This is a genomic window from Gemmatimonadota bacterium, from assembly GCA_030747075.1.
In the GTDB taxonomy this organism is placed as follows: domain Bacteria; phylum ARS69; class ARS69; order ARS69; family ARS69; genus ARS69.
The window spans coordinates 24,641-39,000 of sequence record JASLLL010000002.1 but is presented as its reverse complement, the minus strand read 5'-3'; the positions used below and the strand labels follow the sequence as shown (position 1 = coordinate 39,000).

The 14,360-nt window shown below is 65.2% G+C and carries 10 protein-coding genes; 8 read left to right on the top strand and 2 right to left on the bottom strand.

Annotation, left to right across the window (positions count from 1 at the left end; translation table 11 throughout):
• Window positions 1–63: 63 nt before the first annotated feature.
• From QF819_00860 to QF819_00825, 8 genes are all read left to right on the top strand, one after another.
• The gene (locus QF819_00860; GenBank protein MDP6801716.1) at window positions 64–1,599 is read left to right on the top strand and encodes a FlgD immunoglobulin-like domain containing protein; all 1,536 of its coding nucleotides are present in this window, start codon (window positions 64–66) and stop codon (window positions 1,597–1,599) included.
• Between the two features lie 61 nt (window positions 1,600–1,660).
• Window positions 1,661–1,798, top strand: coding sequence for a hypothetical protein (locus QF819_00855; GenBank protein MDP6801715.1), 138 nt, complete (start codon window positions 1,661–1,663; stop codon window positions 1,796–1,798).
• A 27-nt stretch (window positions 1,799–1,825) separates the two neighbouring features.
• Entirely contained in the window at window positions 1,826–3,706 is a 1,881-nt protein-coding gene (locus QF819_00850) for a FlgD immunoglobulin-like domain containing protein (GenBank protein ID MDP6801714.1), read from the top strand.
• A gap of 142 nt (window positions 3,707–3,848) precedes the next feature.
• Window positions 3,849–4,568, top strand: a complete 720-nt coding sequence (locus QF819_00845; protein ID MDP6801713.1) for a polyprenol monophosphomannose synthase — start codon at window positions 3,849–3,851, stop codon at window positions 4,566–4,568.
• Complete coding sequence (locus tag QF819_00840) at window positions 4,565–6,772, top strand: hypothetical protein (GenBank protein ID MDP6801712.1); 2,208 nt, start codon at window positions 4,565–4,567, stop codon at window positions 6,770–6,772. Before QF819_00845 ends, QF819_00840 begins: the two co-directional genes overlap by 4 nt.
• An 87-nt stretch (window positions 6,773–6,859) precedes the next feature.
• Window positions 6,860–9,532: a valine--tRNA ligase gene (locus QF819_00835; protein MDP6801711.1), complete on the top strand. Its 2,673-nt coding sequence runs from the start codon at window positions 6,860–6,862 to the stop codon at window positions 9,530–9,532.
• A 51-nt stretch (window positions 9,533–9,583) separates the two neighbouring features.
• Window positions 9,584–10,924 carry a DUF4139 domain-containing protein gene (locus tag QF819_00830; protein MDP6801710.1) on the top strand — a complete coding sequence of 447 codons (1,341 nt, stop codon included), beginning with the start codon at window positions 9,584–9,586 and terminating at the stop codon, window positions 10,922–10,924.
• 5 nt (window positions 10,925–10,929) lie between these two features.
• Window positions 10,930–11,814, top strand: coding sequence for a helix-turn-helix transcriptional regulator (locus tag QF819_00825; GenBank protein ID MDP6801709.1), 885 nt, complete (start codon window positions 10,930–10,932; stop codon window positions 11,812–11,814).
• A gap of 6 nt (window positions 11,815–11,820) precedes the next feature.
• On the opposite strand, the gene QF819_00820 is transcribed toward QF819_00825, so the two are convergent.
• Window positions 11,821–13,245, bottom strand: coding sequence for a Na+/H+ antiporter NhaA (locus QF819_00820; GenBank protein MDP6801708.1), 1,425 nt, complete (start codon window positions 13,243–13,245; stop codon window positions 11,821–11,823).
• A 118-nt stretch (window positions 13,246–13,363) separates the two neighbouring features.
• Window positions 13,364–14,347, bottom strand: a complete 984-nt coding sequence (gene argF, locus QF819_00815; GenBank protein ID MDP6801707.1) for an ornithine carbamoyltransferase — start codon at window positions 14,345–14,347, stop codon at window positions 13,364–13,366.
• Window positions 14,348–14,360: the final 13 nt, after the last annotated feature.

The window sequence follows — 14,360 nt, the reverse complement described above, 5'->3', positions numbered from 1 at the left end:
CACGGGTTTGAAGTTCCCCCCCGGAATCTGATATGATGGGCTTCAACTCTGGAGGATTCTTCTATGTGGTGCACCAATCGTTTCCCTGCGGTCTGCGCGTTTCTGTGTCTGGCCCTCATCATCGGCTTCCTCTTTCCGGTGGATTCCCCCGCCCGGTCCATCTCCCATCTGACTCGTTCCGCCGTGCCGACTGCGGATGCCGGCCTGGAGTCGCGGGGAGAGATGGGCGCCGGAGTCCGTGGAGCGTTTGGATTTACGGTGGAGCCCGTGACGGGAGATGTCGCGACGGCCTCCGCCCCGTGGAACCTCGCGGATCTCTTCTATGTGCTCACCAACCACTCCGCAGTCGCGGATACCATTCGTCTCTACTGCGACTCATCCACGATGCCCGCCCTGTGGACGGCGGATGTCTGCATCGGGATGGCGTGCTACCCGACCGGCGTGGACTGGGCGATGGCGCCCGGGCAGTCGGATACCGTCCGGGTCGATGCATTTCCCGGCTCGGTCGGCGTGGGCCATGCGGTTCTTCAGGTGCAGTCGCTGGGGAACCCGGGGCTTCGCGTAGAGAGAGACATCACCATTGTGTGCGGAAGCGGAAGCTACTTCTCGGTGGTGCCGACCGGCGGGAATGTGGAGACGGTCGCCGCGCCGTGGAGCCTTGCGGACATGTTCTATGTGATCACGAACCACTCGACCGTTGCGGATACGGTTCACCTGTACTGTGATTCATCCACGATGCCCGCACTGTGGACGGCGGATGTCTGCATCGGGATGGCGTGTTACCCGGCCGGTGTGGACTGGGCGATGGCTCCGGGACAGTCGGATACCATTCGCGTCGATGCGTTCCCCGGGTCGGTCGGCGTGGGGCACGCGGTTCTCCAGGTGCAGACCCCGGACCAGTCGGATGAGTTTCCTCTGACCGTGGTCTGCGGCGACACTCCGTACTACACCGTGACGCCTTTGGGCGGAGCCACGACGACCGTGCCCGCTCCCTGGCAACTGGCGGACTTCTTCTACCTGCTGACGAATCACTCTGCCGGATCGGACACCATCCACCTGTACTGTGATTCGTCCACCATGCCCGCCATGTGGACGGCGGATGTCTGCATCGGGATGGCGTGCTATCCCGCGGGCGTGGACTGGGCGATGGCCGCCGGGCAGTCGGATACGATCCGTGTGGATGCGTTCCCCGGGTCGATCGGTGCGGGGTACGCGGTTCTGGGAACAGCCTCGCTGGGAGACCCTTTGCTGGGCGCGGACTTCGGTGTCACGGTGATCTGCGGCAGCGCCACCGGCGTGGAGGCTCTGACGCCGGATGCGTCCGGAGTCCTTCTGGAGCAGAATGCCCCCAACCCGGTACGGACCGCGGCTTCCATTCGCTTTTCGCTGCCGCGCGCCGACTGGGCCACTCTTCGTATTCACGATGTCGCGGGCCGGACCGTCCGGACACTGCTCGACGGTCCCGCCGGCGTGGGGCCGCACCGTCTCGTCTGGGACGGAACGGATGACCACGGCGGTCTTGTCGCCAGTGGCACTTATTTCTACCAACTGACCACCCCCCTCGGAAAGAGGGCGAAGACCCTGATCCTGGTCCGCTAGGGACCCGGCTTATCCGGAACCCGGTATGGCCGGATTCCACGCACCGAAAGGAGAGCACACCTTGAACAGAACGACACGCAAGGTGGCGGGAGGCACGCTCGGCGTGCTGGTTCTCGCCCTCGCACTGGCTCCGGTGGCGGCAAACGCCACACTGGTCCCGAGGACGGTCTATGCCGAAGAGTTCGGCTTCACCACTTGACCATACTGCCCTGACGCCCGTGCGGCGTTGAAGCAGCTTGAGGACGAGTACACGAGGGCGGAGTTCATCACCGTCGACTGGCACAACAGCGGTGCGATCGTTCATCCGGACGCGCAGGCCCGCGGGAACTACTACGGGGTCGGCGGTGTGCCGGATGTCTATTTCGACGGGTACGACAACGAGGTTGGCGGCGGGACGGATATGTACCCGTACTACCAGCCGACCGTCGTGAGCCACCTGGCTTCGCAGGCCAAGATCACGGTGTCGGGATATGTCATCTTTGACGAGGCGGCCCGGACGGGAACGATGGTCATCGATCTGGAGGTTGCGCCGGGCGAGGTCATCACCAATCCCGGAAACTGCACCGTGGGCGCCGCCATCTATGAAGATGATGTGTTCTATTGCTGCGGAACCAATGGCTGGAACAACTGGCACGGGATCGGGCGGGATCTCCTCCCCGATTCTCCGCTCACGATCAGCAACGGCGGGGAAACCGCCCAGATCGTGCACAACTTCAATCTGGATGTCGTGGGACCGGACACGCCGTGGGATATTTCGAAGCTCCACGGAGTCGCCTATGTTCAGCGGACAGGGAACAAGAAGATGCTGAACTCGGGCTATATGTATCCGGCCTACTCGGCTCAGGTTGCGGGGGTGGACGCCCCGGTCCGGAAGACAACTCCGGGTGCTCCGGTGGTCTTTACGCATGAGGTCACCTACACGGGCATGCTTTCCGACGATGTGGTCGTCTCGACCGCGAATGTTCCGCCGGCCTGGAGCGCGGAAGTGGCCTGGGGCGCGTCAAATGGCTCCAGCGTCACCATTCCCTCCATGGTTCCGGGACAGGTGGAGACGGTGACCGTCACGCTGGACCCGCAGGGGAACAGTGGTCTTGCGTCCATGCTCGTGGATGCCACCCCCACACTGGGTGCCGGCAACGGGGGTTCGGACGAGGTCCACACATTCTCCGGAACTCCAGCGGTTCTTCTTGTGGATGATGACCGGAATTACAGCTACGAAGCGTCCTATCTGGCGGCCATATCCGGTTCGGGGTATTCCGCCGTTCACTGGGACAATGCGGCGCTCCTGGCGGGTCCGGACGAGATCTACATGGGCTACTACGACGCCGTGATCTGGATGACCGGCGAGTTTCAGGTCAAGACGATCGGCGCCAACAGCCAGGCCAAGATCGTCAGCTACCTGGATGCGGGCGGGAACTTCTTCCTGACGAGCCACGGTTATCTGTCCGACAAGGGCGCCAACACTTTCACGACGGACTATCTGAATGTCGCGTCGTGGAACGACGACTCCGGTTGTGCGAATGCGTCCGGCGTTGCGGCGGATCCGATCGGAGACGGGCTCTCGTTCGCCATGAGTCCGCCTTACCCCGATTACGCGGATGACATGGCACCCGGTGCGGGAGGGGCCACCTGGCTCAACTCATCGGTCGGGCCTGTCGGGATTCGGTATGACTCCGGTACCTACCGGACCGTCATGCTGGCCGCAGCCTTCGAGGGAATCCAGGACACTTCCAGCCCGAACACAAAGACCGATGTCATGGGTCGCGTGCTGGACTGGATGCTCGAAGGTCTCACGACCGGCGTGGAGACGGGGCCGATGGCGTCCGCTCTGACGCTCTCCCAGAACGCGCCCAACCCCTTCACTCCGGCCGCGTCCACGACGATCGCCTTCTCGGTTCCCCGGGACGGCGCGGTCGATCTGGCGGTATTCAATATCGCGGGTCGTAAGGTCGTGGATCTGGCGGACGGAACCTTCACGCAGGGCCGACACACGGTGGTGTGGGACGGTCGGGACGCGAAAGGGAGTCCGGTTGCGAGTGGTGTCTACCTCTACCGGCTGAAGGCGGCTGGTGAGACGCTGGCGCGGGAGATGGTGCTGACGCGCTGATCCCGCAGGATTCCGTGATGGACCAGGGGGGGGCCGGGAGGCTCCCCCCTTTTTTGTGTGCGGGCGGGTCTCCTCCGGCAGGAAAACACGATTCCTCTTCCGCTTCCCTCGGGTAAGATGCCGGTCGACCGGGAGGGATTGCGTGCGGACCGTTGTCATCATACCGACCTACAACGAAGCCCCCAATCTCGTGGCGCTCGTGGAGCGCATCCGCGCAGTGGCACCGGACGCGGGCATACTGGTCGTGGATGACCGGTCTCCGGACGGAACCGGAGAGCTGGCCGACACGCTGGCATCCGAAGACGACCGGGTGCGTGTGCTCCACAGAGATCCCCCCAGAGGGCGAGGACTCGCGGGGCGGGATGGCTTCCTTCACGCGCTTTCTCTGGGGGCCGAGGTCATCCTGGAGATGGATGCGGACTTCTCCCACGATCCGGCGCTGATCCCGCGTTTCCTTCGCGAGATCGAGAACGGCGCGGATGTGGTGCTGGCGTCCCGATTCGTCCCCGGCGGCTCTGATGAAGACCGATCGTTTCCGCGCCGCGTGCTGACGATTCTCGCCAATGCGTACATCCGGGTGCTTCTGGGGATGCCGGTGGGTGACTGCAACTCCGGGTATCGGGCGTTTCGCAGGTCCGCAATGGAAGCGGTGTCTCCCGCCACCCTGGTCTCGGCGGGGCCGTCGATTGTGCAGGAGGTGTTGTTCCGGGCGCATCGAGCGGGGTGCCGGATCGTGGAGATCCCGCTGGCTTTCGTGGACCGTACGACGGGTGATTCCAAGCTCGGGATGCGCCTTCTGCTGGACGGCTACACGATGGTTCTTCGCCTGAAGTTCCGGGAACTGATCGGGAGGGGCGGATGAGTCGGGCCGGGGTCGTCGGGCTGGTCCTGCTGGTGGTCGTGGCACTCCTTCTCTCCTGTTTCCGCATCACGAATCTCGATCTGGGCGGGCATCTTGCCGTAGGGGAGAGGATCCTCGCGACGCATGCCATCCCGGACACGGATTTTCTGAGCCATACATTCCCCGGCCATCCCTATCCGGTGCATCAGTGGCTGGGAGAAGTCGCGCTCCATCTGGTGGATCGCTCGGCAGGCGTTGGCGGACTCATCCTCCTGCGGATGCTGATCGTACTGCTGGCCGCGCTCATTCTCCGGAGGACGGCTCTCCGCGAAGGGGCGCCGCAGGCTGTCGCGGCAGCCCTCGTGATCCTGCTGCTCGTCGCCATGCAGCCGCGCTTCTTCGTTCGGCCCTTCCTGGCGACGCTGGTGTTCCTGGCGCTTCTTCAGTCGTGGGTTCGGGACTACTGTGCCGGTCGCCGCGAGTCTCTGTGGCCGCTGCCGGTGCTTCTGGCCGTCTGGGGGCACATCCACTCCGGCGTGCTCTTCGGGGTGCTCTTCCTGGGCGGGACGATTGCGGGGGAACTCCTCGATCGTCGCATCCGTTCCGGCACGCGAACCCGGCAGGATGATGCGCGCTTTCGACCACTTCTTCTCTACTCCGCGATCGCGGCAGCCCTCCCCTTCGCGACCATGGCGCTCATCAACCCGAGCGGTCTCAAACCGCTGGTCCTTCCCTTCCTCTTCTTCACGAACTCCGGATTCACTTCGATGATCGGAGAGTATCGACCGGTCAATCTGGCGACCGACTGGCCGTTTGATCTGGTGGCAGGGCTCCTGCTGGTCGGGCTGGTGCTGCGAAGGCGGCGCGTGGATTTCGCGGGCCTGATCGTCCTGGCGGGGTTCGGGTTTCTCGCCTTTCGTGCGGTCCGCGGGATTCTTCCCTTTGCCGTCGTGGCGGCGCCGGTTCTTGCGCAGACCTGGGGAGGCCTTGCGGCGGACCTTTCGCGGCGTGCCCGGAGGATTGCGGGCGTACCCTCGACGGAGTGGGCCGCCCTTCTCGTGGCCCTGGCGGCGGCATCCTGGGCCGGTTCGCGCACGCTGGACGGAACGCCGTTCCCGTTCGGCTTTGGAAAGGACGCGAAGCACTATCCGACCGCCGCCCTGGACTTCATTGAGACCCACCACCTGCAAGGCCCCGTCTTCAACACGGACCTCTGGGCGAGCGCTCTTCTGTGGCGATTCGGCCCGGAGCGAATGCCGGTCTTCGTAGACGCCCGCCTGGAAGCCTATCCGGAGTCGTTCTGGAAAGAGGGGTACTACCGCGTCTTGCAGGCGGTGCCCGGATGGCGCGAGGTGCTGGACCGTTACGAAGTGCAGTTCGCCATGATTCGCCGGAAAGGCGGGGAGACGGACGACCGGATCGGTGATGTCCTTCGCGAGGATCCGGCATGGGGACTGGCGTACTGGGATGACCACGCGGAGGTGTTTCTGCGTCGCGACACGCCGCACGCGGCGCATCGGGAGCTTCTCGCGTCCGGGGAACTCGTGGCGGTGGATCCGCGGCGACCCGGTTCGGTGATGTCGTTGCGAGGGGCGGATGCACGGGCCGCACGCGACGAAATGGCGCGTCTTTCGGCGATCAATGCCGGGGCGTTCCTCTCGCGCTGGGCAGGCGCGGCGGCGGCGCTCCGCGGCGGAGATGCGGACGGGGCGGTGCGCACGCTGGAGGATCTGTCGTCCATGCGGGAAGCGCGGGACAACGCGGCCTTCCTGCGAACACGGGCCGAAGCTGAACTCGTGGCCGGGCGGCGCGATGCATGGAGTGCTCTCTTGCGGGAAGCGGGAGGAGACCCGGCAGATCCCGCCGAGCTCTTTGATGCGGGGAGCCTTCTCTCCGGTGCCGGGGTCGTTGCGGAGGCGATCGCGCTCTATCGCGCGACGCTGGCGGTCAACCCTTCGCATACGGATGCCATGAACAACCTGGCGCTCCTCCTTGCGCAGCGGCCGGAGGGCGTGCCGGAATCGCTCGACCTCCTGACGGAGGCGGTGCGTCGCATGCCGGAGGATCCGTACTACCTCGCATCCCGCGGAGAGGTTCGGCTTGCGGCAGGGGATCACGACGGCGCGCGGGAGGATCTGCGGCGCGCCCTCCGGCTTCTGCCCGCGACGGATGCCGGTGCGCGTGCGCAGGTCGAGGGGTTGCTGGAGAGCGCAGAGGGGAAGTAGCCCGCGCGCCATCCACCGTCCGTGTCTTGCGAGTCCCGGGGGGCGGTGGTACGCTGCACCACCCACGCAACACTCGATGGAGTGCCCATGTCATCGAATCCCGTTCCGTCGCTGGACAAGGCCTACGACGCTTCCCGTGTGGAAGATGCCTGCTACACGCGCTGGGAGGAGTCCGGCGCCTTCGGTGCGGATGCATCTTCCACACGGCCCCCGTTTGTCATCATGATGCCGCCGCCCAATGTCACCGGTGTTCTTCACATGGGGCATGCGCTCAACAACACCATTCAGGACATTGTCATTCGGCACCGTCGTATGCTCGGGCACGAGGCACTCTGGCTTCCGGGCACGGATCACGCGGGGATTGCCACGCAGGCGGTCGTCGAGAAGACGATCTACCGGGAAACCGGTGTCACTCGCGAGGAGATGGGGCGCGACGCTTTCCTTGCGGAGATCTGGAAGTGGAAGGAGAAGCACGGGAACACCATTCTCCAGCAGCTTCGCCGACTGGGGTGCTCCTGCGACTGGTCCCGCACCAAGTTCACACTCGACGAGGACATGTCGCACGCGGTGCGCGAGACCTTCGTGCGTCTCTGGGAGAAGGGGCTCATCTACCGTGGCGCGCGGCTGGTCAACTGGGACTGCGTGCTCCAGACCGCCGTCAGCGATGACGAAATCCTCCATGTCCCGCGTGCGGGAAAGCTCTGGGATCTCCGGTACCCCGTCCAGGGGCGCGACGGAGAGTTCGTCACCGTGGCCACGACCCGCCCGGAGACGATGCTGGGGGACACCGGCGTGGCGGTGCATCCGGATGACGACCGCTACAGGGATCTCGTCGGGCAGACGCTCGTTCTGCCGCTTCTCGACCGGGAGATCCCCGTCATCGCGGACGAAAGCGTGGACCCCGCATTCGGGTCGGGTGCGGTCAAGGTCACGCCGGGGCACGACCCGGCGGATTACGATCGCGGAGCCCGCCACCGTTTGCCCATCATCAATATCCTGGAAGGCGACGGCACGATGGGCGAAGCCGCCGGACCGTATCGAGGCCTGTCCCGGGAGCAGGCGCGCGAAGCGGTCCTCGGCGATCTCGCGGCGGCGGGGCTTCTGGGGGAAGTCCGGGAGATCGAGCACAATGTCGCCACCAGCGACCGTTCCCGCACGGCCATCGAACCGCTCGTGAGCGAGCAGTGGTTCGTGCGGATGGAGGAACTGGCCCGGCCGGCCATCGCGGCGGTGAAGACGGGGCGGCTCCGGTTCAAGCCGGATCGTTGGAGCAGCGTCTATCTCGACTGGCTGGAGAATGTGCGCGACTGGTGCATCAGCCGCCAGCTGTGGTGGGGGCACCGAATCCCCGTCTGGTACGACGAAGACGGAGAGCCGGTCGCATCCGTGGACGAACTGGAGGTCGGGTCCCCGCATCCGCGCACCGGTAAGCCCATCGTCCGGCAGGATCCCGATGTGCTCGACACCTGGGCGTCGTCGTGGCTCTGGCCGTTCGCCACGCTGGGGTGGCCGGAGCGCACGGACGACCTGGCCCGGTTTTACCCCACGCACTTCCTGAGCACCGCCCGGGAGATCATCTACCTGTGGGTGGCGCGCATGGTGATGGCCGGGTACGAGCTTCTGGATCACCTGCCGGAGAAGGACCGCTGCCCCTTCGACCTCTGCTACATCAACCCGACCGTCCTCGACGGGCAGGGGCGGCGCATGTCGAAGAGCCTCGGCAACGGGATCGATCCCATCGAGATGATCGACCGATACGGCGCGGATGCGGTCCGGTATTCGCTGATGGTTCTCGGGCGGGAAGGGCAGGATGTCAAACTCTCGGAGAATCGCTTCGAACTGGGACAGCGGTTCGCGAACAAGATCTGGAATGCGTCGCGGTTCGTGATCCGGAATCTGGAAGGTAAGCGGGAGGCCGCACCCGGTACGGATCTGGAAGATGAGTGGATTCGCTCCCGGCTGGCGCGCGTGACGGAAGAAGTTTCGGCCGCCCTCACCGAGTATCGCTTCCATGACGCGTGTCAGGAACTCTATCGCTTCCTGTGGAACGACTACTGCGACTGGTACCTGGAGGTCGTGAAGGGGCGATTGGCGGGGGAGGCGGGCGAAGCGTCCGCGGCGCGCGCAAGGGGTACGCTCCTGGAAGCGCTTCGCACGGTTCTCGCACTCCTGCATCCGATCATGCCGTTCCTGACAGAGGAGATTCACCGCTTCCTCCCCGGGTCGAAGGGGCTTCTCATGCAGTCCGCATGGCCGACCGCGGACCCGGCTGCCCGGAACCTTGCGGCGGAGGGGGCCTTCGAGGCGATCCAGGATGTCGTGAGCGCGGTACGGAATCTCCGGAGCCGGATGAGCCTTCCGCCGAGCGCGGTCGTTTCGATTCTTGTGAAAACGGACGACGCGACGGTGGCCACGGCACTCTGTGAGTCGGAGCAGCGCATCATGGCTCTGGCCGGGGCAAAGGGCGTTCAGGCGGGCCCGGATGTGGAGAAGCCCGCCGGTTCCGCAAGCGCGCTCGCCGCGGGCGGAACGGTGTTCGTCCCGCTGGAGGGACTCATCGACCTGGATGTGGAACGCGCCCGGCTCGGCAAAGAGAGGGGGCGGCTGGAGAACCTGGTCCTGCAGACGGAGAGAAAGCTGGGCAACGAGCAGTTCGTCTCTCGCGCGAAGCCTGAGATCGTGGAGAGAGAACGCGAAAAGCTGGGGAGTCTGAAGGCGGATCTGGAACGCGTCGCCGGAGCGGTGGCGGACCTGGGGTAGCGCCCGTGTCATCGGGATCTGTCGACAGGCCCCCGGGGGGAGAGAAATGTCATGATCCGATCGGTGCTTCTCGTTCTGGTTCTGTCCGCCACGTTCATGGCGCCCCACGCCCGCGCCGAGGTTCGGGTTACCGTCTACAACAATGACCTTGCGCTGGTGAAGGAGTCGCGGAGCGTGCACCTTCCCTCGGGAGAAGGGGAGTTCTCGTTTGTGGATGTCGCCGCCCGCATCGACCCGACCTCCGTGCGCCTGGACGGCGGCGGCCTGACCATCCTGGAGCAGAACTTCCGCTACGACCTCGTGAGCCGGGAGAAGCTCCTGGCGCGCTATCTGGACCAGCCGATCACGGTGATGACCCGCCACGACCGTTTCCATGAAGGCGTGCTCAAGACAGCGAGCGGGTCGATCGTGCTGGAGACCGCCGACGGAGTGGTCGCCATCTCGTCGGACGAGGTGGCGGACATGACCTTCCCGGAGATTCCGGAGGGTCTCATCACGCGTCCCACGCTGGTCTGGCGCGTGGAGAACGACGGTCCGCGGAATGCCGAGATCGAGGTCGCGTACCTGACCTCGGGGATTTCATGGCACGCGGAGTATGTCGCGGCCGTGGACGCGAAGGACGAGAAGATGGAGCTGACCGCCTGGGTGAGTGTTGAGAACCGCTCCGGGGCGGCCTATGCGGACGCGAAGGTGAAGGTCGTTGCGGGAGAAGTGAACCGGGTGCGCGATGCGACCGGGCCTCCTGCCGCGCAGCCGATGCTGAGGCTCATGGGCAAGGCCGCGGACTTCGAAGAGCGGTCCTTCTTCGAGTACCACATCTACGAACTCGGGCGGGCCACCACCCTTGCGGACCGTGAAGTGAAGCAGATCGAACTGCTCGGCGGGCGCGAGGTGTCCGTCCGGAAGAAGTATGTCTATGAGCCGCGCCGTTCGGGTGACGGCATTCAGGTGCGACTGGAGTTCGAGAACACTCTGGACAACGGTCTGGGGATTCCGCTCCCCGGCGGGAAGTTCCGCATCTACCGGGAAGACTCGGACGGGCAGCTGGAGTTCGTGGGAGAGGATCGGTTGGACCACACCCCCCGCGACGAGGAGATCTCGGTGGTGGTGGGGGACGCCTTCGATCTGGTGGGCGAGAGAAAGGAACTGGAGTCGAAGCAAATCAGCAATCGCATTCGTGAGACCCGGGTGGAGATCAAGCTCCGCAACCGGAAGAAGAAGGAAGAAGGGGCGGTCACCATTCTCGTCAAGGAACATCCCGGCGGAGACTGGACGGTGCTGGAGTCGAGCCACCATCCGGACCGGGAGGATTCCCGAACGATGGTATTCGAGGTCCCCGTGGACGCGGGCGGAGAGACCGTCATCACTTATCGGGTACGAAGCAGGTACTAGGGCTTATGGAAGAACTGGGGCGGTTTCTGGCTGAGGGTCGGCAGGCGGCGGGCTTGTCGCTGGAGGAGCTGGAGGAGCGCACGCGGATTCGTCTGCCGAATCTCGTGGCGCTGGAAGCCGGAGATCACGACCCCCTGCCGTCGGTCCCTTATGTGCGCGGCTTCGTGCGGCTCGTCTGCCGTGAGCTGGGCCTCTCGGAAGAGGACGGCGTCGGGATGTACGAGCGCCTGCTCTCGCCGGAAGGCGGGACGGGTGAAACCACCTGGGCCGAGGAGCGATCCGCACCGGTGCCGGGCATTCTGGAGCGTGCGCTGCAGGACCCGGACCGAATCCTGGGGACGCTTCGCGTGGTCGGCCGCTGGGGCGTCCGCCTGGGCGCGGTCGCTCTGGCCGTGGCCGTGGTGGCGACGGGAGTGCGCTGGCTTTCCGGGGGTAGCGCGGAGGACGCGCCACTCGCGGTAGAGGAGCGATCGCAGGCGGAAGTCGGTGCCCCGACCGACCGGGAGACGGTTCCGCGGGAAGTGGAAGAACCGATCGTGGCCAATGAGCGCGCAGTCGCTATCGAGCACACGCCTGTGGCCGAACCGACCCATGCGGAGGCCGAACCGACACCGCCCTCGCCCTCGGCCGAGGCACCCTCCGGCCGGGTTCGACTTGCGATCCATGCCGTCCGCGCCGTCGAGGTCTCCGTTCTTCTCGATGGCGCCGGTTATCTGCGCAGGCAGTCGCTCCGGGCGGGAGAGTCGGGCCACTGGACGGCCGACAGCCTCTTCCTGGTGAGCGTGGCGGACGGCGGCGCCGTTCGTCTGGAAGTGAATGGAAGAGACCTGGGGCCGGCCGGCCCGGATGGCCGACCCCTGGAAAGCGTGGCCGTTCGGGCCGCGCAGTAGCCCCGGTCAGGCCGCGGACAGCTCCCGGATTCTCTCGCGGAGTTCCGCATCGGTGGAGATCTTTCGCACCCCGAGCAGACGCCCCAGCAGCATGGAAGTGGCCCCCGCCAGGAAACTGAGGAGCGCACCCATCTTCACCTTGTCCTTGACGAGGCTCTTCTGCGCAACCGACAGATCCTCGTAGGAGGCGCCGGGCGGAGGGGGCGGGACCACCGGCTCCTGATGCGTGCTCGGACCCGGTGCGCGGTGCGCGGGCGCGTCGTGAACTTCCGCCGCGTGCCCGGCACCTTCCGCATGGGCGTCCGCTCCGGCGGCCTTCGGGAAGGCGACATCGGTGACGAAGAGCGCCACGGTAAACCCGATGGCGGCAACATTGCCCATGACGAAGCACTCGCGCATGGTCATCCCGGCCGGGAGGCTCAGCCGCGCAAGGCGGCCGACCACGGTGAACAGGAAGATGCCGATGGTCTTCCCGATGAAGATGGCCGCCAGCGTGATCCATGTCTCCAGCCCGAATGCGGAGAAGGGAACGCCCGCGTTGACGAGGCCGAAGGTGAGCAGCCCCACATCCACATACGGCTTGAAGGTGTGCTCGAAGGAGTTCAGCGCATCCGTCGGGTGTGCCGCGTGCCCGGGGGAGGCCTCCTCCGGCATGTCCTCTTCTTCGAAGAGACCGACATCCCGCTTCTCAGAGGGCATGAGCGGAATGATGGGAACCAGCGCGAGAGCCGCATGGACTCCGGTGAACAGGAGCCCGAACCAGGAAAGCGTTCCACCGATCAGGAGATACGGCCAGAAGCTCTTCACGCCAACCCACCAGCGGAGAACACCGCAGAACATCATTCCCGCCGCCACGAGCGTCATCCACTCCATCTGGATTGTGGAGCTGTAGAAGATGGCGATGATGACCATGCCGATGAGATCGTCGAGGACAGCAAGCGCCAGCAGGAACTTGGTGGCGGGATGCTTGTAACCGAAAATCAGCCCGGCGAAGAGCCACGAGTACGCGATATCGGTGGCGGTCGGGACCGCCCATCCACGAAGCAGGTAGGGCGCTGCAGCCAGGCAGGCCGCCACGAACACCAGCACCGGACCGGCCACACCGCCAATCGTGCTGATCATCGGCAGGCTGGCCTTCTTCGGGCTGGAGAGGGGGCCGCCGGGCAGGAAGGCCTCGACGACTTCCTTGGTGGCGATCCCGAAGAAGAACGCCATGAAGATGTCGTTCACGGCAAAGTGAAAGGTGAAGCCGTGGTGCCCGATCTCCCGGCCGAACAGCATGGGGTGTCCCCATACCCGATGCAGGAATGTCTGATACGAAGTCAGGTCCAGATTGGCCCAGGCGATGGCGGCGACGGATCCAGCGATTAGAAACGCCGAATACTCCCGGAGAATCGAAAAGGGGCGGTTCAATGCGGCGACGGCGTTCACGACTCCTCCAGCTGAAGTGGGACTGCGGACCGTGGGGCGGTCCGGAACCGGGTCAATCTACGCTCTGATGTCCGTCGCGCCAAGTGGACGGTTGCGTGGCGTTGCGGGATGAGTGCCCTCATCCGGCCAGCGTCGCCACCATGACGGCCTTGATCGTGTGCATACGGTTCTCCGCCTGATCGAAGACGCGTGATCGATCGCCCTCGAAAACACCGTCCGTGGCTTCCTGAATGCCCGGGAACGCCGACGCGAGTTCCGTGGCGGTGTCGTGAAAGCAGGGGAGGCAGTGCAGGAAGATGGCGTTCGCGTTTCCGGTCGCTTCGAACATCTCTTCCGTGATGCGATAGTCGCCCAGGAGGTGGATCCGCTCCTCGATGCGGTCTTCTTCGCCCATGGAGGCCCAGACATCCGTGTACAGCACATCCGCTCCCTCCACGGCTTCGTCGACGGAGTCGGTCAGCGTGATTCTCCCGCCCGTCTCGGACGCATCCGCACGACACCGGGCCACCAGGTCTTCCTCCGGTCTCAGTGACTCCGGCGATCCGATCCGGAAGTCCATGCCCGTGCGTGCCGCTCCGGCCATGAGCGAGTTTGCCATGTTGTTCCGCCCGTCGCCCAGATATGCGAAGCGGATTCCGTCGAGGCGCCCGTCGAAGTTCTCGCGCACGGTCAGGAAGTCCGCGAGGATCTGCGTCGGATGGAAACGGTCGGTCAGGCCGTTCCATACCGGCACGCCAGCCCACCGCGCCAGCTCCTCCACCGTCTCGTGCCGGAAACCGCGGAACTGGATCCCGTCGAACATTCTGCCCAGCACGCGTGCCGTGTCCTTGACGCTCTCCTTCTTGCCGATCTGGATGTCGCCCCGGCCGAGGTACTCCGGGTGCGCACCTTCGTCCGCCGCCGCGACCGTGAAGGCGCAGCGCGTTCTCGTGGACGGCTTTTCAAAGAGCAGCGCGATGTTCATTCCGTCCAGCCGCCGCGGCCGTTTCCGGGCGGCTTTCTCTGCCTTCAGCGATGCGGAGAGATCCAGCAGGTGCGCGATCTCCCCGGGCGTGTAATCGAGCAGCGTGAGAAAGTGGCGTCCTCGGAGAGATGGGGTCATCGGCGGTTCCTTC